The organism is Aurantibacter sp. UH7 (assembly GCF_056839165.1).
In genome coordinates this window covers 390,358-415,281 of the sequence record NZ_CM166388.1, presented here as the reverse complement: position 1 = coordinate 415,281, position 24,924 = coordinate 390,358, and the positions used below count along the sequence as shown (strand labels likewise).

Genomic DNA, 24,924 nt, shown 5'->3' with positions numbered 1-24,924 from the left:
CAAACCAATGACCAGACTGTTCGACCTTCTTTACCATCAACTAGAAAATTTCCCTCTTGAAAAATCTTTAAATGGTCGTGATTCGACAGGTAATTGGAGAAGTTACAGTTCTAAAGAGGTGGTCGATAAAGTTGAGAATTTAGCATCTGGCCTTGTAAGTCTAGGTTTGCAACCTGGAGACAAGGTAGCAATGGTTGTTTATAAGAATAGACCAGAATGGATAATTCTGGATTTTGCAATTCAAATAGCAGGCTTAATTAGTATTCCTTTGTATCCTACAATTAGTGTTGGAGAATATGAATATATTTTAAATGAAGCCGAGGTTAAGGCAGCTTTTTGTGGTGGTGGAGACTTATATGAAAAGCTTAAAGCGACGCAGTTAAATGTTACAACACTAAAAAATATTTATACGCTTGACCGCCAAGAAAAAGTTCCATTTTGGGAGGAGATTTTTAATGATGAAAATTTTGATAAACTTGAAGAAATAAAGGGTAGGATAAAAGGAGAAGATTTAGCAACAATCATATACACCTCTGGAACTACTGGAAATCCAAAAGGAGTAATGCTTTTACACTCCAATATTATGCATATTGTAACTGAAACTTCTGATCTTTTGGAAATAAATATGGGAGAGAATGCATTAAGTTTTCTTCCGTTATGTCACATCTACGAACGAACAGTTTCATTTTCTTATTATTTCAAAGGAGTTTCAGTCTATTTTTGCGGTACAGATAATTTGAGTGGGCCGGATGGAGATTTAGCAGCTGTAAAACCTGTTTTGTTTACCACCGTACCGAGATTGCTTGAAAAAATCTATGAGGCTATCTATAATAAAGGTTTAGCACTAGAAGGTGCAAAAAGAAAATTATTTTTTTGGGCCTTAAAACTTACTGATGATTATGAAATTAATCAGAAAAGGTCTTTTGGTCAAGGATTAAAATGGAAAATAGCAGACAAGTTGATTTTTAGTAAATGGAGAGAAGCGCTTGGCGGTAATATTCGAATGATAATTACTGGTGCTGCACCTTGTCCTATAAAAGTATTACGTGTGTTTTGTGCTGCTGGAATTGGAGTCAGAGAAGCATACGGGTTGACTGAAACTTCTCCCACCTTAACAGCAAACACATTAAAGCCAAATGGCACATTATTGGGTACTGTTGGTTATGCTATCAAGGATGTAGAATTGTTTATTGATAATTCTGAAGGGGAGTATAAAGAGGACGAGGGAGAAATACTAGCCTGCGGTCCGAATGTAATGCTAGGCTACTATAAAAAACCTGAAGTAAATAAAAATGTATTTAAGGATATTGACGGTAAAAAGTGGTTTTGTACTGGTGATATAGGGAAGCTTATAACAGGACCTGGAGGAAGAGAGTTTCTGAAAATCACCGATAGAAAAAAGGAATTATTAAAGACTTCAGGGGGTAAATATGTTGCGCCAGCACCTATTGAAAATAGAATTCGTGAAGAGTTTTTAGTCGAACAAATGATGGTGATTGGTGATAAACAAAAATTTGTTTCAGCACTAATTGTTCCTGCAGAGGAAGCACTAAAAAACTATTGTGCAAAAAAGAAAATTCCTTGGTCAAGTTTAAGTGAAATTATTCAGCATGTAAAAGTAGTAAAGCGTTACCAAAAGATAATCGATAAATACAATCCTGAATTTAGCCATATCGAGCAGGTTAAAAAGTTTAAACTAATTGCGCATCCATGGCTTCCAGTACATGCAGATGGAGCTGATTCGGAATTGACTCCCACACTCAAATTAAAGCGTCGGGTTATACGTGAAAAGTTTAAGGCTGAAATAGTAGACATCTATACGGAATAAGATTGCCAATTTCTAATATTTAATTACCACTTCATATACAATAAACTTGATTAACTTGGGGGCATAAGCACTATTTTATAGGAACTGGAATATTAACGCTTCAATGAATTCTGTTCTACTTATATACTTATCAGTAAAGCTTTTTGGAATGCAAACTGTTGATAGAAATGCTTTCAATTAATTGTCTATATTCATACGTTTTATTTATAATGTTTTGGTTAACCTTTTTTAAAAATATTTAACACGAATTTTAAAATCTAATGCTTTAATAAATTTCTTAATAGTTCATGCAGACAAGATTTAAAATTGAATTACACGTTATTTTACTAAATTGCAAACTGGTTAACCAATTTATTTGATAATATTAGCTGGGCATATGAAAAATAATATACTTATTCTTGTTGCTATTTTACTATTATTTTCTTGTAGTGAAAATTCGAAATTAAAAGGAACTTTAGTTGAAAATATTGATGCATTAAACAAAGCAATTAATGAAGCAACACCTGGCGACGAGATTATTTTAAAAAACGGAGTTTGGAATGATGTTCAAATTAGATTCGTTGCTAAAGGTTCGGAAAAACAACCAATAACACTACGAGCAGAAACACCAGGTGAGGTAATTATACAAGGTCAATCAAATCTGAAATTAGGAGGTGATTATCTTATTGTAGACGGACTTTATTTTACAAATGGAGCATCTCCTTCAGAATCAGTTATTCAGTTTTTTATCAATAATGATACTATTGCAAATAATAGTAGAGTGACTAATTGTGTAATAAAAGATTTTAATAAAGCACAAAGAAATATGTCTGATCTTTGGGTTTTGTTTAAAGGACGATATAATCAACTAGATCATTGTTATATCACTGGGAAAACAAATAGAGGACCAACTATTAGAATTAATTTGGCTGGTAATCAGAGTATTAAGAATTACCATAAAATTAATAATAATCATTTTGGTCCTAGACCACCTAAAGGAGGACCTAGTGGTGAAACCATTCAATTAGGTACAAGTAGTACTTCTATGGTGCCTAGTCACACTTTAGTAAGTAATAACTTTTTTGAAAGATGTAATGGCGAGGTTGAGGTTATTTCTAGTAAAACAAATTTCAACGAATTTAGAAATAATGTTTTCTATAAAAGTGAAGGATCTCTGGTAACCAGACATGGTAATTATTGTATTGTTGATGGAAATTATTTTATAGGTGATGAAAAGTCTCCTTATGTTGGTGGGGTTAGATTAATAGGTACGGGCCATTGGATTACAAATAATTATTTCTACAATTTGCGAGGAGAAACTTTTAGAGCTCCGCTAGCAGTTATGAACGGAATTCGACGACCGGCTATAAATAGATATATTCAAGTTACCGATGTAGTTGTGGCACATAATACGTGGGTAAATTGTGTTTCACCATGGCAGTTTGGAGTAGGATCAAATGTAGACCAAAAAGATGTGCTTCCTGCTTCTGAAATACGTTCGGAGACTCCAATTCGAACTATAGTAGCTAACAATATAATTCATAATTCAGAAGGTGATGAATTGCCTATCGTCCGTCATGATTCGATTGGGGGTATCGATTTTAAAAGCAACATTATCAATAATCAAGGGATTGGATTTAGAGGCGTTGAAGGACTCATAGAAAAAGAGCTTTCTATTTCTGAATTAGAAGAAAATGTTTGGATTCCGAATACAGACCTCTCAGGTATTGAAGTTTACAAAGGATTCGAATTTGACCAGATTACAGGTGATTTATTTGGTAATTCTAGAGCCAAAAATAATTCGATTGGAGCTACAAATGGAGTAGGAGGAGCTAAACCTAATATTATGGACTTGTCGCAATATGGTCCTGATTGGTATGATTCAGCTCCTATTATAGGAGATTCAAAAACGCATGCGGTTAAAACATCCGAAGAGTTAATTACAGCAATAAATAATGCGGATAATGGTGATGTCATTGAATTATCTTCGGATAGTTATAAAATTAGTTCATCACTGAAAATCAATAAGAAACTTACAATACAGTCTGCAGATTTTTCAAATAAATCTAACATTTCTTATTTAGGAAATGTTGGAACTCCTGCGTTTGAGATGAATCCGAAAGGTGAACTTAAATTGAAATCTATAACGTTATCAGGAAATAATGAAAATTATGCTTTCGCTACCTTAAAGGAAAACATGTCTAATCATTATAAATTAGATGTTGTGGATTCTGAAATCATGAATTTTGATTTTGTTCTTAAAGCATATAAATTTTCATTTTCAGAGTTGATAAAATTTGATTCTTCAGTAATCAAAAATTGTAATAACGGATTGGAACTTTCAGGAGAAGACGATGACAAAGGTGATTACAATGCTGAAAATATCCTTATTGAAAATTGTTTGTTTGACGCAGTTAAAAAGAATGTTATTGATTACTATCGTGGCGGATATGATGAATCTACGATAGGAGGGAACCTCGTTGTTAAAGATTGTACCTTTATTAATAGTGGCGCGGCTGAAGAAAACGGTATCTTGCTTAATACCTATGGTATTATAAATGTAAACTTGTCAAATAATAATTTCAAGAATAATAAAGTAAAACAAGTCGCACGACTCTGGGGAGCAAAGAATAATACGCACAACGAAAATTTGTTAGAGAATTCTGGTGAATTGGTTGTTGAGCAAAATCTTCCGTTAAAATTAATGTACTAATCGATATGAATTCAGCACAATTTAGAAGCAAGATTTTAAGAAATATTGTTGTGCTGTGTTTGCTTTTTTTATTTGTCAGTTGTGACAATTCAGAACCTTACAGAAGACCATCTTTTGAAAAGCCACAGTTTATTATTGAATTGGCAGAAACAAAATTATTAGTAAGTGAATTGGAACGTGATTTAGTTCAACCTTGGGAGGTTACTTGGGGTGGTGATGATTATTTGTGGTTTACAGAAAAAAAAGGGAACGTGCTACGCATGGATCCAAATTCTGGTAAGGTGAAAAAAGTGCTGAATATACAGGAAGTTTATTCAGAAGGTTATACACCAGGATTACTGGGTTTGGTATTGCACCCAGATTTCAGTAGTAATCCTTATGTATACTTGCATTACACATATGTAGATTCTACGTCGACTGATGTATTTGATGATAGAGGAAATCCGAACTACGTAAAATCGAGATTAGTACGTTATAAGTATTCCAATCAAAAGGATACATTAATAGATCCAGAATCAATATTTCATGTAATACCAGGTTCTAGAGGACATAATGGATCTAGACTTACAATTAGTGATGATAATAAGCTACTATTTTCTATTGGTGATGTGGCAAATTCGCGAAATGCCCAATCAGAAACTAGCCTACCAGGTAAAGTACTTCGGATAAACCTCGATGGTAGTGCACCTGAAGACAATCCAATACCTGATAGTTATTTTTACTCTATGGGACATCGGAATCCACAAGGACTTGTTGCTGCAAATGGAAAAATATATTCTTCGGAACATGGCCCGGATAATGATGATGAAATAAATATTATTAAAGCTGGAGGAAATTATGGGTGGCCATTTGTTGAAGGTTATTGTGATAAAGAAAATGAATTGACTTTCTGTGATACGGTTGTTGTAACTGAACCTATTTATAATTGGACACCAACGATAGCACCTGCTGGGCTGGATTATTATAACAATGATGCTATTCCCGAATGGAAAAACAATTTGATGCTAACAACTTTGAAAGGTAGATCTCTTTGGTTATTAGAATTGGATGAATCAGGAGAACGTATTATTAACGAAAGAATTTATTTGCAAAAACAATTTGGGCGTTTTAGAGATTTGTGTGTATCACCTAATGGTGATGTTTACTTAATTACAAGTAATTCCGATTGGCATATCGGAAGGTATGGATGGATGTACGAAAACGTGCCTGAATATGGTAATGATCGCGTTCTGAAAATTTCAGTGATTCATGAAAGTGAGGAGGAAAATTTTAAAGATTTAAAGGTTCTAACTGAAGATAGTAAACCTATTGAAATGTTCGTGCAAGCAAAGAGTGGGAACGATGCTAATGGAATGTTCGTGTACAATAATAATTGCGTATCATGCCATATGAAACAGGGTCAGGGCATACCTGATTTTGCCCCACCATTAATAGGCACCAAAACGGTAGCCGATAAAACAAAGCTTATTGAGACCGTGCTATTTGGAATGTCGGGAGAAATAGAGGTGAAAGGAAAAAAATATAATGAGATTATGCCTGGTTTCGCTGTGGGTCTATCGAACAATGAGTTGAAAGATTTATTGAATTTTATTCGTCTTACCGCAAATGATTTAACTGATTCAGTAAGTATAAAAGAAATTGAAACAATTAGAAAAAGTCGGAAATACTAAGGAACTAAAACTGTAATTCTATATTAATTAAGTTAGAAATAATTTCTTCTTATCTAATAAATAAATTCTACTATGGCTAAAAAAGTGATAACATTTGGAGAAGTAATGATGCGATTATCGCCTCCGGGAAATTCAATGTTTTCTCAAGCAACTTCATTTGATCTTGTTTATGGAGGTGGTGCTGCTAATGTAGCGATGTCATGTGGTTATCTTGGAATGAAAGCCGCTCATGTTACTCGTTTTCCTGACAATGCTTTGGGAAAAGCAGCCACACAATTTTTGCGTAAACATTGGTTAAGTACAGAACATGTTTTTTATGGCGATGATATGCTTGGAAAATATTTTTTACAAAAAGGAGCAGTGCATAGATCTAGTGAAGTAATTTATGAAAGAGAGGGTTCTTCTTTCTCGTTAATAGAACCTTCCATGATTAATTGGGAACACATTCTTAAAGATGCAGATTGGTTTCATTGGACTGGAATTACTCCAGCTATTTCAGATGGAGCAGCAATGGCTTGTTTAGATGCTATAAAGACTTCAAATAGAATGGGTGTGAAAGTTTCTGGTGATATTAATTCTAGACAGAACATGTGGAAATATGGGAAAACCATGCAAGAAGTTATGCCCGAATTGGTTAAAAATTGCGATATAGTTATTACCAGTAGTCGAGGGATTAGAGAAATGTTTGGGATAGGAGAGAAGGGCGATAAATTTCGACAAGTTGCCAAAAAATTAATGGACAAATTCCCGAAAATTAAGAAGGTTGTTGGTAAAAATAGAAAGTCTATTAGCGCCTCTCACCAACAAATTCAAGGTAAAATGTGGAACGGTGAAAAATACATAAAAACCGAGACTTTAAATATTACTCATGTAATAGATCGTGTTGGTACTGGTGATGCTTTTGCGGCTGGCATAATTTATGGTTTTCTGCACTATGACGATAAACGAGCCTTAGATTTTGCTTCCGCAGCTTGTACACTTAAACATACTGTTCCAGGGGATGTAAATATGGTTACATTGGATAATGTAATTAGTTTAATGGATGGTGATACTTCTGGCACCATAAAGAGATAACTTGAAAATTATATTATATAATTATGTTTATTTCGCTACAAAGCTGGTTTTAGATTTTGTGGAATTGCCTAGAGCATCTTTTGTTTCTATTACAATGTAATATGTCATTGAACTAGTTACAGGTATATTGTTTTCAGAAGTCGCCGTAGTATTTTCTAAGTAAATACTCGGTGGGTTTTCTAAAGATAAGTAAACAGAATAACTGACAATATCGTTGTCCAAATCATTACTCTGCCAAGCTAAATCAATAAGACCATTTCCCTCATTAACAATCGTTATTACAGCAGGAAAAGGAGCATAATTATTAATGGGTGCTCCTTGAGAATAAAAGCTCCAAACATTACTTTCTGTTTCACTATTCTCATTTATAGCGAATACTTTCCAAGTGAACATTGTACCAAGTTCTACATCCAAATCCGCCTTAGTATCTGTTGTCTCAAATGTAAACTCCTCTGCATTACCTTCAGCTTTAATTGAAATTCGATAATTTGTTGCTCCATCCACTGCGGACCATGAAAACGGTATTTTTATTTTTCCTGCTTCAGAAATTTCACCTTCCAAACATAATTCTTCATCATTAGGAAAAATTAAATCTGCCGCAGATAAATTTGACACTGGATTATTTGGTTCGAATTTTCCTTCACATCCTGCAATAAATAACATTGCGATGAGGACCAAAAAAATGTATATGCTTTTCATACTTTATTTTTTTACAATTTTAAATTCAATTTCTTCTTCATTGGTTCTTAAATAAACGAGATATACACCTTTACTTAGCGTGCTAAAATCAACATGAATTTCTCCATTAGCTATTGGGGTAATAGCTTTAGTAGCTATTTTTCCTGTCAGGTTTGCAACAACTACAGTAGCATCCCCTTCTGCGAGTATTCCTTCAATATAAATGTTTTCAACAACAGGATTGGGGTATACAGTTAAATGACCAACAATTATTTCATCAGTGAAAATTCCTTGACAGTCGGATACGCCCGAGATATGAATATTATTCTTACCAGCTTCTAGAGGAACAGAAATAACTCTAGACTTTGTTGTATTGAATTCATGAGAATAGACTACATCGTTTATACTAACCTGGTAGGAAGTGCTTCCTTCTACCTGAAATGAGGCTGATTTTCCAGAAAGGTCTATTCCTTGAGTAGCTACTTTTATTTCTTCATAACTCAAGACATTTAAATTGTAGCATTGGTTGAAATTTGGGAACTCGGCAATGTCAACACATATTTTATAGGTTCCAATGGCCAATCCATCGAATATTGTTTTTACACCTACAGTTAAAGGCTTAGAAATAGATTCTGTTAGATTAGAACTGCTCACCGTAACTGTTCCATTATAATTTTTAAAAAGTTCAACTGAAATAATTCCGTTGGAAACATTTGGACATGTAGCATTTTGAACTTGTACATGAATATCTTCAGGTCCAATATTAATTATAGGTTGTAATGGACAACCATTATTTTCGATTGTTCCTTGCTGAGTTGGACATAAATCTTGAGTGTTAATTACACCATCTCCATCAATATCATCATCGCAAATATCACCAATGCCATCATTGTCTATATCTGACTGATCAGTATTAGGTGCGCTTGCGCAATTATCCAAATCGTTGGTAACACCATCTCCATCAGTATCATTAGCTGCTGCATCAGAATCACTTGCGGCTATGGTCGCTGTAGCGGTAGCTTGTGTAATACTAATAGAATTTATATTCGGATTACTAATCGTTGCGGAAAATTCTTCTTTTAGCTCTTCATCAGCATCATCTATTAGGGGTATGTCAATAAAGGCTCCAGAGGCACCGTTATTAACAGTTAGTTTTGTGTTAGCAGCTAGTTCAGAAAAATCTCCTGGAGAAATTGCTGTACCATTGCTCAAGACAAAATCAAAAGAAATATCACCACCAGTATTATTTAAAATTGGGTCGCCGGATCCATCTTGCAAATTCACTGTAAATCTAGCATTACCACCTTCAGACCCACTCACAGCTGATAGTAGCGCAATTCCAGATTCATTATCTAAAATAGTAACTACAAAGTCTAAGTTGCCATTTGTATCGGCATCTTTAAGAGTTACCCTTGTGTCCGATGGATTACTTATTCGAATTCGAAATTGTTCGTCACCTTCTAGTAAGGTGTCATCCAAAATACCAATGGTGTATGCTGTTAGCCCGTCATTAAAATACTCATATACCAACTTTTCATTTTGCGGTACGGCATTAAAGTCATTCCCTGCATTTGCGGTTAATTCTATTACTTGAATATCGAAGTCAACTAATAAATTATCGGTATCTGCATTTGGTATTGAAACCTTTACCTCTACATCTCGGAGGCCTTCATTGATATTAGCTGTATTTAATATGTCCGTAACAATTTCAACTTCTGCTTCATAAGAGGAAACTGAGTTGCAATTAATTTTAAATTCAACTGTAGTATCTACTTTCCATTCCCCATTGGTGACTTTTTGTTGTGCTAATCCAATATCATCTACCGTAACGCAAGTTAAATTTGTACCTGTCAAATCAACATCGATTAGAATGGTATTATTTCCGTTTTTTAAGTTTAATTCCGTTAGGCCAGAATTCATACCATTTATGAAAGTTAAACTAGGGTTGTTACTTAAATCAAGTGCAGTAATTCCAGCATTTTCAGAAATATCCACATACTCTAAGGCATTATAATTAGTCAAATCAAGGGATGATAGACTATTGCCGTATATACTAAGTTTTTGTAAAGTCGAATTCTGCGTTGTTGCGGTATTCAAAGTTATCATACTGGTTAAATTCGCATTCAACTCTATTAATGATGGGACGTCCGTAAGATCAAAAATTGTGGTATTCGTATCTGTAATATTCAAAACTTCTAAAGAAGTAAAAGCTTCTATACCTGTTAGATCATTGATGAACATTTTTTCTAAATCTAATTCCTTTACAACTGCAATCGAAGCGGTTAATACAAGATTATTATCGTCAATGTCATCTCCATAACCTAGACGCTCTAGCTCTGCTTCAAAAACATCATCAGGTACTGTAGTTTTTGTTTGAATTACTGAGCAGTCTGTACTAAAGGTTTGAGTATTGGGTACCTCCCATTCTATTCTGTTGTTAGCTAGTTCTGCATCAGAAACACTATGAACCTCAATACAAGAAAGGTTCGGATTATTCTCTGTATTAAGAATAAGAGCGAAATAGTCAAGATTAGTATTACTAAGATTTAAGCTTGTTAAGTTACCAGAATCTAAACCTGCAAGAACTAGTGACCCGTTATTTGTAGAAAGGTCTATTGCCGTTACACCCGAATTAGCTGTAATTAATAACTCTAAACCGACTAGGTCCGTAATATCAAGTATCGTTAAATTTAGGTTGCCATCAACACTGAGAGAAGTAATTTCAGTAAAATCACTCAGATTTAAACTTTGAAGATCATTGTCCCGAAAGTTAATATTTTTTAAAAGGGGATTTTCCACTGCTGATATTTCAATTGATGTAAGATTGGCGTTGTCATAGATTTGAGCATTTTTTATCTGAAAAGCCCGAAAAAGATCGACACCTGTCAACGAAGTTTGTGTCACTTCTAGTGTCTCCAATCCCGGACCTAATAAAAGTGTAGAAAGTGAGAGTTGATTTAATAAAGACAATTCAGTTAAATCAAAATTATCAGAAACATCTAAAGTTTCAAGTGAAGTAAAAGCTTCTATTCCTTCTAAACTTGCTATTGCAAGTCCCTTTAAATCTAATGTTGTTACTGCCGAAATTGAAGATGTCAGTACAAATTCATCGTTTGGATCATTATTGTCATGGCCTAAACGTACTAACTCTGCTCTAAAAATTGGGTCTGGTATGCGTGTGAATTGTAGATAGGCACTACAATCTAAATTGTAGTTGCCGTCAGCCCAATTCGGATTGTTCTCCGCGGTATTTACGTCATTTACTTGAATACAGGCTATTGTGGCACTACCATTCTCAAATCTTCCAAGTGATGTTAAACCCCTAAGATCCAAAACCTCAATAGATCCTTGACCAATAAACAAATCTTGTAGGCCTGCATTTAGCCTGAGATCTAACGAGGTAAGTGTTCCTGAAATGACCAGTTCTTCCAAATTAATATTTGAACTCAGATCGATGGCCGTAATGTTATTGCCATTTAACGTCAGAAACTTTAACTCAGTATTCGATGAAGTATTCAAGGTCGATAGCGAATTATCAAAAAGATATAGGGATTCTAAATTCGGGTTTGCCGATATATTCATGTTCGTTAGCGAGTTGTTGGCAGCCTCTAAATTTTTCAAGTTCGGATTGGAACTAAAGTCAAGTGTACTCAATTGATTGGAACCTAAGGCAACAGTCTCCAAATTCGGCGAATTCGACAAATCCAAAGTTGTGAGCTTATTTGCAACTGCATCTAGGGTAACAAGCGACGTAAATGCTTCGATTCCTGTTAAGTCCGTAATATCCAAGCCCTGAATATTCAAATTCGTAACAGCTGCAATTGAAGATGTCAGTACAAACTCATCGTTTGGATTATTATTGTCATGGCCTAAGTCCATCAACTTTGCCCTGAAAATCGGATCGGGAATTCTGGTGGTAGCTTGTACCGTAGGGCAGTTTGCCAGATAGGTTGCAGATGCGTCCTTTATCCAACCCGCCGGTGAAGTACCAACTATGCCGGCATCTACCTGAATACATGTAAGGTTAGCGTTACCGCTAAGATCCAACGAAGTTATCAAACTGTTCGATCCGTTTTTAATATTGACTTCGGTAAGCACTCCTTGGCCTCCATCTAATCTAACAAGTTTTGTATTGCTAGATAGATTCAAGCCAATAATGCCGGATTCATAGGAATCCAAACTTTCAAGGTCTTTCATCGCTGAAACATTGATTTGGGTCAATGAAGAGTTTAGTTGAACACCAAGATTGACAACATTTGGCACGCCACTAAAGTCTATTGTACTAAACCCATTGTCAGCCAATAATAATTCGGTAATCGTATTTTTCCCAGAAAGATCTATGTTGTTAAAGAGCGTACCCCTAGTGACTACCGTCAACTCTGTTAACCCATTGTTTTGACTTATGTCAATAGATGGCAGGTTAGGTACATTGATAATTTGAATTTTATTCAATTGGGCGTTACCACTAAAATCAATTGGTAGTACCGAAGATGCTTCATTACCCAATAAACTAAACTCTTGCAAGTTGGCAAAAGCCTCGAGGCCCGTAAAATTTGCAATATTCAAGCCTTGTAAAATTAAAGCCGGAACTGCTGCAATCGAAGAAGTGAGTACATAATCATCATTTGGGATATTGTCATCATGGCCCAATTGTATTAATTTCTCCCTGAATGTAGGGTCGGGGATATAGGTAGAGTTTTGTGCTGCGCCATCATTATCGTTTATCAATCCTACGGCCTGGTCATTATCAACAACAAAGCCCAATGCAAATACCTGCGTATCTGGGGAGACCGAGATTGTGGATATAAAGTTCTCCTGATTTTCTGAATCTGTATCATCGATAACCTCTATCTCAAAAGTTACCGAATTCTGGTTATTTTGGATGAATACCGTCTTGTCAGCTTCATTTTTAATACCGTCGATAAAATCAGTCCCCAACAAAGCGGCATCTGCTCCTGTGCCTGGTAAAAAGCTAATGTCGAATCCAAGATTGACTGGTGTGTCATTAGTAGCTGCAACCCCGTTCTCATCGCTAAGTTGTATAGTGAAAGTAACATCATTACCTCCTTCCAATCCCACCTGTGTTGATGAAAATGAAATTCGATCATCGTTGTCCAAAATAATTAGTCCATCAAATGGTACCCCGAGGTTCGGATCTAAATAATAGCCCTCCCCACTGGTAATTTCAAGGTCTATAAATTCGTCGTCTTCAAAAAGTTGATCATCAGTGGGGTCTACCGTCAATGTCGAAGAATCTTGACCATCATTTATCACAAAGGCATCGGCAGCAATAGCATTGGTAAAAGCAAAATCAGTACCTTCAATAGCATCACCTTTATTCGTATAGAATACTGAAATACCGCGCCCACTATTGTTCGCCACCGTGTTGTTCGCATCATCTAGAAGTGTTACCGTAAAACTACTATTGGCTCCGTTTTCATCCACAGAGGGGCCAGCGGAAATAGCAATCCTATAGTCGTCTTCCAAGATGGTATATTCGAATTTATCTGTAGCACCTACGATTAAATCACCAGATGCGGCACTGATTGCTAATTGCAATCGTTCGTTGCCCTCAAAAAGATTTTCCGAATCAATGAGAAGATTTGGTACAGGGATTGGATTGGAAGCACTATATGCCCCTGGGGCTATCGAAATGATAATGGAAGATCCACTATTAAAAGTATAATCATTGTTGACCGCAGCAATGTCGGACCCTACCAATGACCCGGTACTATCCAATATGGTGACCGTACTTGCAGTGTTTACGGTTCCGTTAACTATCAGTTGCGGTATCGGGTTCGAAACTATATTTTCCAGATCTGATAGATTTTCCACAAATTCAATCGTAACCTGTTGGGCACTACAATTGGCATTATATGTCGTACTTGCATCTTTGGCCCAACCCGCAGGAGAAGTACCTACCGTACCGGCATCAACTTCAACACATGTTAGTTGAGAATTACCAAATAAATTAAACTCGGTTAGAATTATGTTCTGACCATTTTTTACACTCAATCTTTTTAAACTTCCTGTATTTGAAGGTGAGCTTACGCTTATTAATTCCATATTTGGATTATTTGAAAAATCCAATTCCTCAATTCTTGTATCGGTAGACTCAAAAACTCTGAGTTTGCTCGGGTTGAGAGGGTCAACGCTCATTTTGGTTAAATCCAAAATATTGAGATTATCATTCCCTGTAACATTTAATTGTTCCAAATCTTCAAGCCCATCAACATTTAACGAGAGTATATCATTTCCTAATAAAGAAATTCTATCAACGCTACTCCTAATCCTCCCGTCTAAAACTTGAAGATTGATATTGTCTTCTATTTCAACATCTATTAATCGTAAATTATTTCTGAAATCAAATGAAGTCAACTGGGGGTTATTTTTAATCTTTAACGCTGTAAGGTTATTTACATGCTCATCTATAACCAATGAAGTTAAGCTCGGAAGATTATCAATGATTATTTCATCTGAGCCAGAATCCCATATATAGATATCTTCCAATTGGGTTCTATCTTTTATTTCAAGAGTGTTAGTAAAGCCTGAACTATTTGAAAATTCAAAAATCTTTAATGGAGAATTGTCTGGTGGTAAATAAAAGTTAGTCAAGACTCTATTATTGTCTAGCTTAATGGTCTCAAGCCCCGTATTGGTAGACAGTATCAAAGATTGCACACTACTACCTGTCATTTCAAAATAGTTTAGATTTGGATTATTGGCTATTTCCAATGTTACCACTCCCAAATTAGTTAAGCCTAGGAGCTCAATTCGCTCCAAACCGGTATTTATAGCTACAAATCCGGCCAAGGAACTATTCACTGACAAATCCGATAGATTTATTAATTGTGGCATATCGGTTAATGCCAAAAATTCTAACTGAGAGTTGTTGGAAACATTTATTGTATTTATTGAGTTTTGATAAACTGCAAGAAATTTTAGATTTAAGTTATTTGTCACATCGAGGTTTGTTAACTGATTACCTCTCTGAATTGTCAATTCCTCCAAAGCATCTGCACCATCAACACTAATATTAGCCAAAGGAGTCCCATCAATAAGTATAATTTTTAAGTTTTTATTTTGGCTGAAATCTAAACTGGTAAGATTTGTGCTTCCACCATTTATAAATATTTCTTCTAAATATGTAAAATTTCCGATACCGGCTAAACTTTGGATGTTTAGGTCATTTAAATTGAAAGTGGTATTTGTTGTTTTTTCAGCGTCAACAAAACTAATTGCATTGTTTGGAGTGGGGTCACTATCAATACCCTCAGCAATTAGATATGTCTCGAAAGAAGGATCTATCTGAAAGGAGTTGGCCGCATTACCATCACAAGCCGTAATAACTTGTTGTAAACTTGGATTGTAAGCATTGAAGGTGGCATCAAAATTAGAACTAGGATTGGCAATTGCCCAAGGCTGAAGCCCGCAAAAGTTGTTTAATAAGGTATTACTTTCTATTTGAATAAAATTAGTAGATAAGAGGTTAATAAAACCATTAATTTCTTGTAAAGAGTTATTTTGGTCAATTTCAATATTGTTGGCTGTAGTTAGGGCATTTAGTGCGCCTAAATCAGTTAACTGAGGATTCTGTAGTATTTGTAGTGTGTTAGTAATGGTAGCCACATTTTGAAGCCCGTTTAAGTTGATTAAACTATTATTTCCGTTGATTATTACTCTATCCGCTGTTGTAAATTGTAAACCATTTAACGTCGTCAATGATTGGTTTTCCGTTATTATAACATTACTAGGTATTTGTTGAATACCACTTAAACTACTTACATCAGTTAAAAGGGGGTTTCGTAATAGTTCTATACTTGTTGCAGAAACTAAATTTTGAAGCCCATTTAGATTGGTCAGATTATTATTATCGCTAATTCTTAGAACACCTATATCGGTAAGCTGTAAACCATTTAAATTAGTTAATAATGGGTTTTGCTCTATGTAAACAAAATCTGTCGTTTGAAGAACACCACTAAGACCACTAATGTCTGTCAAATTGTTATTTATACGGATTTGTAGTCCTAAAGTTCCTACGAAACCTCCAACTGTTGTTATATTTTGAAGTCCGTTAAGATTAGTAAGTGACGTGTTATTTTCAATAACCAAACCACCAACAGAGGTTAGAGATGACAAAGGGCTTAAATCTGTAATATCCGTACTATTATATATAATTAGATTACCTGTTATTTTATTATACCCTAGCGGCCCTCCTTGAAACCCGAAGGCGTCTACTTCAACTTGGCTGGTAAAAACCGCACTACTGTTAAAGGTATTTTGTGCACCAGCGATAAATGAACCTGTGATACATAGAACCCATAAAAAGATCCATTTGATACCAGCATTAGGTTTCTTTGAGATTCTGAAATTAGTTCTGCTTAGTTTTGATTTATGGTAGTGATAACTTCTTTTCATAATCATTTTTTTGGTTTGCTAGTTATAATACTTGGTCATTGAGGCATGTACTCTTTATTATTCAAGGGGTCTTTTATAAAACTCGGTGACTTTATTTGTGACCACATTAGTTTGCGTTGTCACTAATGCCATATTAAAAGGTTGAAAATCATCATCTAAATCAACTTCTGAAAGCTTTATAATTTGGCCTTCGCTAGGATTTAGATTCAAATTCTTGGTAATGTTTTCGTTAAGTAAAAGTTTGTTTCGATAAACTATCAAGTACAAATTGTTTTCAAGATAAACCCACTTGCCCTCAAAGCTTTCTTCGTAACGATCGTAATTTGCGTCGTTGTTTCCGTTTTCATATATATAGTGCAGGGTCTGAAGTAAAAAAGTACCATCATCCTTAATCGAAAGAGATTTATTGTTTAACGAAAAGCAAGGCTTGTCTAGACCGTCATCACAATAAACTTCTGCTATGTTTCGAGTTATAATAACACCATTTTTCAATTCCTCGTAATACTGAAGTTCCCATGCTCTAGCTATAGCCCCATCATTTCCCCATCCAATAAGATCAAAACAGATTTCTTGAGGTATGCTTATATTGCCTTCTGTATCATAGGCACGTACCTCGTAACAAATAGACCCAATCTCAACTCCGAAATTTGTGCCATCTCCAAATGCTGCTGCTAAATCGGTATCCACTTCCAATGTAGTTGATTCATTAAGAATTTTGATATCAATATATTCCTTTGAGATAGCATCGCTCCTTTTTACTCGAAGCTGAATTCCACTAATGTTCTTGTCGGACTCGAGTTTAAAATCAAAGCCTTCATCAAAGAGACCGAAACTTCTGTCTGAACTAACTTTCAATGACATGTTTCCCTTTTTTTCAGAAGGCGAACCTTCGATTTGAGAACCATTTTCAACAATTAAATTATGAACGAAGTCATCTGTTAATTCCTGGTCTGCTTTCTCTAATTCGTCATTACAACCGACACAGGCATCGCAATTTTTGCAGCATGCGTTTAATGCGAATACAAGTATTCCTAATACAAATAATTTAAATAGATTGGTTGGCATATTTTTATCTTCTTCTCTTTCTAGGGTTCTTTGCTTTATCATGAAACATAGGTACTTTAAGTCCTACATAAACATTTGCTAAATCGGGCTTTTTGGAAAAAAGTGTGGAAAAAAGTGTTCCAGAGCCTACAATTAATGGACCCATTCTTAAACCAGCCCCAAATGTTAGTCCACTTAAATTACTGTAATTAATAGGGGTGTAAAGACTAACAAATTTAGATTCAAATCGCGGTGCGATTGAAATTAAATTTAAGGTGTTGTTGTTATATAATCCGTTTTTTGGGTTTAACGATAAAGTGAAATTAATGCTAGTATAAATGTTTTTTGTAAATCTATAATCGCCATTTATGCGTAAAGAAGTTGGTAGCATGGCTGTGGCTTCACCAATGGTTGTAGTCTTTGAATAATTGTCATCTAATTTATCTTCAAAACTGTCACTTAAATTGTCGGTACTGATGCTTGAATTGAGATTGTATGTATTCAATTCAACATCTTTATATTTTATTCTCCCAAAATCAGTTAATGCTACACCGACTTTAAAAAGGTATTTATTTGCTCCTCGTTCATCTCCATTGTTTGAGGAATACCCAGACGATCTAGATCGATATTCGTATACAAACCCGATATCCATTCCGAAGCCCGGAGATAGGTTATCTGAGCTAAAATCATCGTCGGAGTCATAGTTCATTAAATAGGAAAAAGAACCATTTGTATTAAGCGTTTGTTGGTTAGCATTATATTCTCCGCTTAATGATTCTGAATTACCTTGAGCAAAGATTCCACCCATTAAATATTTTAATGTAATACCTCCTTTTAAATAATGATAGTCTTTTTCTAAAATAGTTCGGCCGTATACAAGACCATATTCAATCCATGCATGGGTGGTTCCGTCTAAATTTTCCATATTAAAGGTATAGTCCTCAGAAGGAAAACCGTCTGCAAAACTTTCAAGTAATTCACCACTTATATTGTTATAATTATTTACTGCTCGCACACGTGATAATAGGCCAATACTACTCTTTTCGTTTAAACTGAACATGAAAGAAGTGCCAATTACATCAGCATTTAATACAACCTGATTATTATTAGCAGGAAACCTTTCTATTGAATTACCTAAATCGGAATCTTCTAATAAAATTTTAATATTGTCTAATGATAGGGGAGTGTAATCAGTACCAATTAACGCATCGGCTGAGATGATGTTTACATCAATTTTGGAACGAGAATCGGCAATGTTGGCGGGGTTGAAAATAGCCCCATGAATACCGCTATAATTATCAGCTTCCATGCCCATAAAGGATTGGCCAAAAGTAATTGCTGATAACAAAAGGAAATAGGGAACAAGAATTTGTTTCTTCATTTGGTTTGGTCTGGTTTGGTCGTTCGTACAGAGCACAAATTCAATAAAGACATTCGTCTTTTAAACTGAATTCAAATAAGGAAAGTTCAATACTTGGGGAATTGTTAAAGCAAACATACAATTCAGAATAAGGCAAAGAAATACCCAATAGTGGGTATATTTAGGTGTGTAAGCTACTTTTTATTGAATAATTGTCAGATTTTTCTTTAATTAATTAATTAATTAATCAATCAGAACGGATTATGAATGGTTACAAAATGAAGTGTTTATCAATTCTCAATGATTAATAATATTAACTAAGATTTTATTAAAAAAATAAATGGATAAAAAAATGTTAAGATTTTAATTCCAGTTTAAAAGCGCTGACAGTAAACTATTTTATAATTCTGATTATTTACTCAGAAGGTGTAACATCACATGTTTCATAAATGGATTTAGCGGAATCAACATACCAAGTATCTGTGCATTTTTCTAGACAATGGTCATTCCATGCCATAACATCGCCATACCAAATGCCTTCTAATCTATTTTCGGTTTGATTCGTAATTTCAAAGTTGATATTTTGAAAACTTGCTTTTGTCTGGCCAGCAGAAGCATGAGAATTGATCGGAACTCCAAAATTGGCAAACTCATTGATAACCCCTTCTAGCATAGCCAAACATTAATTAGGTCTAATCATTGAAAATAAATAAATCTCGATGGTGGGAATGATTTATCAAAACACTGTCATATAAACCATTGCCATCGTCATCTTTCACCATAATATGCTGAAAAATATAAGGTTCGAAAATTGTGATATAGCCATACCTGCTTTATTGATAGGATTTTGACCATCATTTGAACCCTATCTGGAACCTATAGAAAACGTAAAGAAAACACGAGTGCGTAAAGAAATATTTTTTCATACTCAAGCCTTTTCGTCAAATATCAATTTTAGTACTAAACTAATTTTTTAAAAAAAATCAATTACTTGGGGTAATACCAATACCAGAAAGGGGTATCGTAATAACTGATTCATCATAATCATTGGTAATTGTCATTGAACCATTATAAGGTCTAGCCTGAGTTGGATTGAAGGTAACTTCAAAAGAACCAGAATCACGCGTGCCATCCCCTCCCCATGTTCCGGTTGCTAGCCCTGAAGTAAGTTGAAATCCCTCCGATAAATTAATTTCATACCGTACGGCACTAAAAGTGTTGTTGCTTACAAAAGTAAATCTTGGGAAACTCGAAGTGTTTATTTCTTGAGAACCAAAAACTATGGAATTCTCTGTAACGTCTATGGGTGGCCCCGTTGTATTTATATTATAGTTAATGATATTCCCTTCTATTTGATTGTCATGCAAGGAGTAATAGGAAATTTCATCGTCCCAATTAAGACCAGGAAATTCAAAATGAAAATAAACAGATCCACGATGGCGATGTACATACCTCGGATGAAGAGATATCGTGAACAATCTAGTTTCATCTGGCCTTATTATTTGGTCAGGTATATTAATAAAAGGCGTTTCAATAGACGGGTCAGCTTCCGGAATCTGTAAAAAATTAGAATGACTTAAATTCAAATCTTGTGTGGATAAATTTGTTATGGAAACACTATTTGTTTCGTTTGTTACTCCAAAAGGTATTTCTAAATTATTTAGATTTCCTTGAATCAAAACTTTATTAGCTATTGAACTACCTGTAGCTTCTATAGAACTCTTAGAAGACGATGTTATAACATTACCATCAAATATGTCCCAAGGAAATTCTAGATTGACGCTGTAAGAATCTTTAATTTCTTTTGGGTTAAAACAAATTTTAATCTTTTTAGACTCTCCCGCCGGAATCATGAAGTTAGAAGTCTCGTCTGGTCTCGAACGAAAACATTCACTAAACGCAGGCTGTTCTAATGGGTAAATATATATTCCGTTAACATATACATCATCCTCTGTATTATTTGTTAATGTCAACTCTCTTTCGTTAGTGCTCATCACTGAAACCTCGCCAAAATCCAGATCACCTTCGATGGTCAGTTCAGAACAGCTTTCGTTAACATCATCATCTTTGACCTCATAACATAAATCCATTGCGGGCTCATTCGCAATCAATTGTACAGCTGCAAAAGACACATTACCTAATGTACCTAAAACCGTAATTGCCTGGCCCCACACAAATACTTTTTCTAACCCGGCAGCAGTACGGCCCTTTAAATCTAGACAGTTTCTAAACTCAATTTTGTCGTAGGCTATTCTAAGTACGCCATAGGCCTTGAACATCATTTCCGGTACCGAATCGACATCCTCTTTGGTAGTGCTTATAGTTGTGGCTGTGTTTTTTAAAATATTCAAAAAATCTTGATAGCATTTTATTTTAGAATTCTTTGCGAATGGTATGGCTTGAAAAATATCAAAAGCAATCTTGGCAATATTATCAACTCGTGCACGTATATCTTCTGAGGTTCCGTCGAATGCAAACCCGTTTCTTACCTTTATTTCATACTCACCATCTTCTTCGATTTCATATTTTACTTCTTCGATGGCTATTTCGTCAAAAGCTGTTTTTGCCACCGCTTCCGCTGCTTCAACTACCGATGTAGCTATAAATAGAACACGATTCAGCTCAAGTGTTTTCACTTTTTTGGCTTCTTTATAAACACCAATTTCTACATCGTAGGACTTACCTGGATTAATGAAATTAATTACTTTTTTATGTCTTATTACATTTACTATATCATCATCACTTTTGCTTTGCTTATTGGCTAGGGTACTTGAAAAAACTTGCAAAAGATTGGTCATGAATTTTTCCTGATCCGTAGCCAAGGGTGAAACTCCCGAAGCGATTAATTTTTCCATTTCATCTACCGTATCGATAAATTCATGTTTGGCCAATAGCTGATTCACAAAATCAGTCTTGGCCTCATTATTCAACATAGACATAAATGGTAGACTCATCAATAAAGCTAGTGTTGATGATTTTGCATTTATATTGTAATCGGACTGACCTGGATAGTTGTAGCCCAATAAGACAACTTTATTGGCACTATCCATAACAAAAATTAGGTTGTGTTCGTTTTCCACAATTTCAATGGAATAAGTAGAATCAGTAATCGGGCTACTACCCTTGAATGATTCTACAAAAAGGTCATCGATATTTACGACACTGGCTTCAGGTAAAACAACCTTGCCAGAAATAGTATTTGTGGTTAAGGAATCTCCTTCAGAATCATCCTTAGAATCTGACCCATTATCTACTGAATCAATCATTTCATTCATTGGATTGTCACTATCTGGCACACAAGAAAATGTAAACAAAAAAACGAGTGCGTAAAGAAATAACTTTTTCATATTGGTTTGGTTGGTTAAATAACTTAGTTCTAACCAGTGACAAAAAGTAGTAATCTATATTCATAGAATTTTCGTCAAGGTAATATCTGGGGGTAAAGAATGTTAAAAGTATATCAAGTAGTATTACTAGAAAATACCCAATAGTGGGTATTTTTACTTGTAAACGAGACCATTTTACAGTATTTGTAGGTCTATTCTTAATTTAAATGGAGATTTCGGCGAAGTTTGGTTTTTCTATCGAATATATTAATTGCTACAGCAATACAATTGAAAAAAAATATATCACGTGCAATTAAATTAATATTCTAAAAAACGAAGAGTTCCAACAATTTTTAAGATATTGTAAATCAGTTTTTAAAACTTATCTAAGAAGATTGCGATTTGAAAAGGAATAAAGCAGCTAAACTTAATATTGAAAATGTCGGATTACAGTTTGAAGAAAATTCGCTGTATCCCTATCATTTTAAGGGCGGTAGCGTAACCCAACTTTGGCAGTCCATTGCTTTTTTGCAAAATGATTCTGGAGTTTCTAAAATTGGATTAGGCACTCAAAGTCCACTATGGGCGGATAAAAATATAGTGCTGTCAAATACTGAAAATGATGCTAATGCTTTAATGTACGCTATTACTAAAAGAGCATTACTGATGGTTAAAGGGGAATCATTTGAAAGTCCTATTACACTTATTGATAATATTTTTGATGAACTATTTGCATTTGGTAAACGAATTACTAACAATGCAAATTTGAATGAGTCATTTATTTTAAATGCAATGGTAAGTCTTGATAATGCAGCTTGGTTATTATTTGCTCATGAAAATGATATTACTACTTTTGATGATATGATACCTGATCAGTTTCGTGCAGGATTAACAAATGAGCAAAGTCGTGTCGCAGCGGTTCCTGCTTTTTCTGTTGGTGCTAATATTGATGAGATTAAAAAAGCTGTAGATCAAGGTTTTTATATTTTGAAGTTAAAAACAGGTTCAGCTGGTACAGAAAAGCAAATGCTTGAAAACGATATTGTTTTTTTTACAAATGTTCATAAGGCCGTTGGCAATGTAAGTAGTGAGCACTCTAAAAATAATAAAATTCAGTACTGCATTGACCCAAATGGCAGATATGAATCTAAAGAAACACTTATGCGATTCTTAGATGCAAGTCTAAAAATAGGGGCGTTTGAACAAATTGTTATTATGGAAGAGCCGTTGGATGAGTCTAATAATTCTTATGTAGGAGACCTGGGAATTACTTTTGCGGCCGATGAGTGTGTACGAACACAGTCTGATGTTCTCAAACGTTCAGAGTTAGGTTATACCGCTTTAGCAGTTAAAGTAATTGCCAAAACATTGAGTAAAACTTTAAAAATAATCCAAACTGCCCATGAGAATAATATGGCTTGTTTTTGTGCAGATTTAACCGTTAATCCTATTCTGGTTGATTGGAACAAATCTATTGCAGCTCGATTAGAAACCTTACCAGGTTTAAATGTTGGGTTTTTAGAGAACAACGGACATCAGTATTATAAAAATTGGAATACACTTAAAGAATATCATCCGAGCAAAGGTGCTAATTGGACGAATATAAATATGGGTTCATTTGATTTGGACAATACATTTTACGATGAGAGTGGGGGTATGTTTTTACCTTCAGATCATTATAGCGCTTTTTTTAAATAACACTAAATAAACAACGATACCACTATATGAAACTAAACAAGGAAATTGGAAATATGATTAATACAAAAATAGATAGAGTTAAAAGCGTTTCATTATTCTGTACAGCCTTGTATTTTATTTTATTGCTCTTCGTTAGTTGTGGTGAAAAAAAGAAATCTGCATTCGAATCTAAGGTGGATGATAAATCAGATCTCAGTATTAAAACAAAAACCAATAAAAGGATAAAAGTAATTTTTGATACTGATGCGAATAATGAGTTAGATGATCAACATGCATTAGCGTATTTGCTTTTTAACGATTCTATTTTCGAAACAGCTGGTGTTACAGTCAATGCCACAGTAAATGGAGGGGAATTAAAAAATCATTACAACGAGGCACAACGAATTCTACAGCTGTGTAATCGAGAAGATATTCCACTAATAAATGGAGCTGATAAAGATTTTGCAACTATTAAAAGTACAATAGATACTCCTAATTATGATGGACAAGAAGCGGTAGATTTTATATTAGAAGAAACTAAAAAAGATTCTATTATTGTAATTGCCGTTGGTAAATTAACCAATATAGCTTTGGCACTTAAAAAGGATCCAACTTTTGCAGAGCGAACAAAAATTGTTTGGCTGGGTTCTAATTATCCAAATCCTGGAGAATACAATCAAGAGAATGATACTATCGCTATGAACTACGTGTTGAATAGTCCAATTCCTTTTGAAATGGTTACTGTTAGATATGGCCAGCCCTCAGGAACAGACGCTGTAGGTGTTAGTGTTCATGAAATTAATAAACGCATGCCCGGTAAAGGCCCAGTTGCTAAAGAAACAGTTACTGGCAGACACGATGGAATGTTTACAAATTTTGGTGATTATTCAGTTAGCTTATTTAAAAATATTGAAGCACACGATGGTGAGAGTTACACGCGCGCATTATTTGACATGGTCGCTGTTGCGATCTTAAAAAACTCGAATTGGGGTGAAACAAGAACAATTGCAACTCCAATTTTAATTGATGGTAAATGGGAAGAACGCCCTAACAATTCACGTAAAATTTTACTGTGGGAGAATTTTAATAAGGAGGACCTACTTACAGATTTCTTTACTACTATGGAAAACGCCACACCAACTTTAAAAGAAAACTGA

Annotated in this window: 12 protein-coding genes; 6 read left to right on the top strand and 6 right to left on the bottom strand. The window is 34.7% G+C overall.

Annotated features, from left to right (window positions below; genetic code table 11):
- The first annotated feature begins 7 nt into the window (after positions 1-7).
- From UH7x_RS01680 to UH7x_RS01665, 4 genes are all read left to right on the top strand, one after another.
- Positions 8-1,828: an AMP-dependent synthetase/ligase gene (locus tag UH7x_RS01680; protein WP_482361995.1), complete on the top strand. Its 1,821-nt coding sequence runs from the start codon at positions 8-10 to the stop codon at positions 1,826-1,828.
- Between the two features lie 376 nt (positions 1,829-2,204).
- Positions 2,205-4,520, top strand: coding sequence for a chondroitinase-B domain-containing protein (locus tag UH7x_RS01675; RefSeq protein WP_482361994.1), 2,316 nt, complete (start codon positions 2,205-2,207; stop codon positions 4,518-4,520).
- A gap of 5 nt (positions 4,521-4,525) precedes the next feature.
- The gene (locus tag UH7x_RS01670) at positions 4,526-6,190 is read left to right on the top strand and encodes a PQQ-dependent sugar dehydrogenase (protein ID WP_482361993.1); all 1,665 of its coding nucleotides are present in this window, start codon (positions 4,526-4,528) and stop codon (positions 6,188-6,190) included.
- 72 nt (positions 6,191-6,262) lie between these two features.
- Complete coding sequence (locus UH7x_RS01665) at positions 6,263-7,264, top strand: sugar kinase (protein ID WP_482361992.1); 1,002 nt, start codon at positions 6,263-6,265, stop codon at positions 7,262-7,264.
- Between the two features lie 27 nt (positions 7,265-7,291).
- Here the strand turns inward: UH7x_RS01665 and UH7x_RS01660 are convergent, their stop codons facing one another.
- The 6 genes from UH7x_RS01660 to UH7x_RS01635 all read right to left on the bottom strand — a co-directional run bounded on the left by UH7x_RS01660 (position 7,292) and on the right by UH7x_RS01635 (position 22,111).
- Positions 7,292-7,963: a hypothetical protein gene (locus UH7x_RS01660; protein ID WP_482361991.1), complete on the bottom strand. Its 672-nt coding sequence runs from the start codon at positions 7,961-7,963 to the stop codon at positions 7,292-7,294.
- 3 nt (positions 7,964-7,966) lie between these two features.
- Positions 7,967-16,360: a Calx-beta domain-containing protein gene (locus tag UH7x_RS01655; RefSeq protein ID WP_482361990.1), complete on the bottom strand. Its 8,394-nt coding sequence runs from the start codon at positions 16,358-16,360 to the stop codon at positions 7,967-7,969.
- A gap of 57 nt (positions 16,361-16,417) precedes the next feature.
- Complete coding sequence (locus UH7x_RS01650) at positions 16,418-17,467, bottom strand: hypothetical protein (RefSeq protein ID WP_482361989.1); 1,050 nt, start codon at positions 17,465-17,467, stop codon at positions 16,418-16,420.
- Positions 17,430-18,785, bottom strand: coding sequence for a DUF5723 family protein (locus UH7x_RS01645; protein ID WP_482361988.1), 1,356 nt, complete (start codon positions 18,783-18,785; stop codon positions 17,430-17,432). The genes UH7x_RS01650 and UH7x_RS01645 overlap by 38 nt, the downstream gene beginning before the upstream one ends.
- 394 nt (positions 18,786-19,179) lie before the next feature.
- Positions 19,180-19,437 carry a hypothetical protein gene (locus tag UH7x_RS01640; protein ID WP_482361987.1) on the bottom strand — a complete coding sequence of 86 codons (258 nt, stop codon included), beginning with the start codon at positions 19,435-19,437 and terminating at the stop codon, positions 19,180-19,182.
- A 310-nt stretch (positions 19,438-19,747) separates the two neighbouring features.
- Positions 19,748-22,111 carry a choice-of-anchor D domain-containing protein gene (locus UH7x_RS01635; RefSeq protein WP_482361986.1) on the bottom strand — a complete coding sequence of 788 codons (2,364 nt, stop codon included), beginning with the start codon at positions 22,109-22,111 and terminating at the stop codon, positions 19,748-19,750.
- Between the two features lie 381 nt (positions 22,112-22,492).
- On the opposite strand from UH7x_RS01635, the gene UH7x_RS01630 reads away from it, so the two are divergent.
- Both UH7x_RS01630 and UH7x_RS01625 read left to right on the top strand, forming a co-directional pair.
- Entirely contained in the window at positions 22,493-23,788 is a 1,296-nt protein-coding gene (locus UH7x_RS01630) for a hypothetical protein (RefSeq protein ID WP_482361985.1), read from the top strand.
- 26 nt (positions 23,789-23,814) lie between these two features.
- Complete coding sequence (locus UH7x_RS01625) at positions 23,815-24,924, top strand: nucleoside hydrolase (protein ID WP_482361984.1); 1,110 nt, start codon at positions 23,815-23,817, stop codon at positions 24,922-24,924.

Coding starts and splice junctions, on each gene's coding strand:
- UH7x_RS01680 (WP_482361995.1), top strand. CDS start 8: ATGACCAGACTGTTCGACCTTCTTTACCATCAACTAGAAAATTTCCCT.
- UH7x_RS01675 (WP_482361994.1), top strand. CDS start 2,205: ATGAAAAATAATATACTTATTCTTGTTGCTATTTTACTATTATTTTCT.
- UH7x_RS01670 (WP_482361993.1), top strand. CDS start 4,526: ATGAATTCAGCACAATTTAGAAGCAAGATTTTAAGAAATATTGTTGTG.
- UH7x_RS01665 (WP_482361992.1), top strand. CDS start 6,263: ATGGCTAAAAAAGTGATAACATTTGGAGAAGTAATGATGCGATTATCG.
- UH7x_RS01660 (WP_482361991.1), bottom strand. CDS start 7,963: ATGAAAAGCATATACATTTTTTTGGTCCTCATCGCAATGTTATTTATT.
- UH7x_RS01655 (WP_482361990.1), bottom strand. CDS start 16,360: ATGAAAAGAAGTTATCACTACCATAAATCAAAACTAAGCAGAACTAAT.
- UH7x_RS01650 (WP_482361989.1), bottom strand. CDS start 17,467: ATGATAAAGCAAAGAACCCTAGAAAGAGAAGAAGATAAAAATATGCCA.
- UH7x_RS01645 (WP_482361988.1), bottom strand. CDS start 18,785: ATGAAGAAACAAATTCTTGTTCCCTATTTCCTTTTGTTATCAGCAATT.
- UH7x_RS01640 (WP_482361987.1), bottom strand. CDS start 19,437: ATGCTAGAAGGGGTTATCAATGAGTTTGCCAATTTTGGAGTTCCGATC.
- UH7x_RS01635 (WP_482361986.1), bottom strand. CDS start 22,111: ATGAAAAAGTTATTTCTTTACGCACTCGTTTTTTTGTTTACATTTTCT.
- UH7x_RS01625 (WP_482361984.1), top strand. CDS start 23,815: ATGAAACTAAACAAGGAAATTGGAAATATGATTAATACAAAAATAGAT.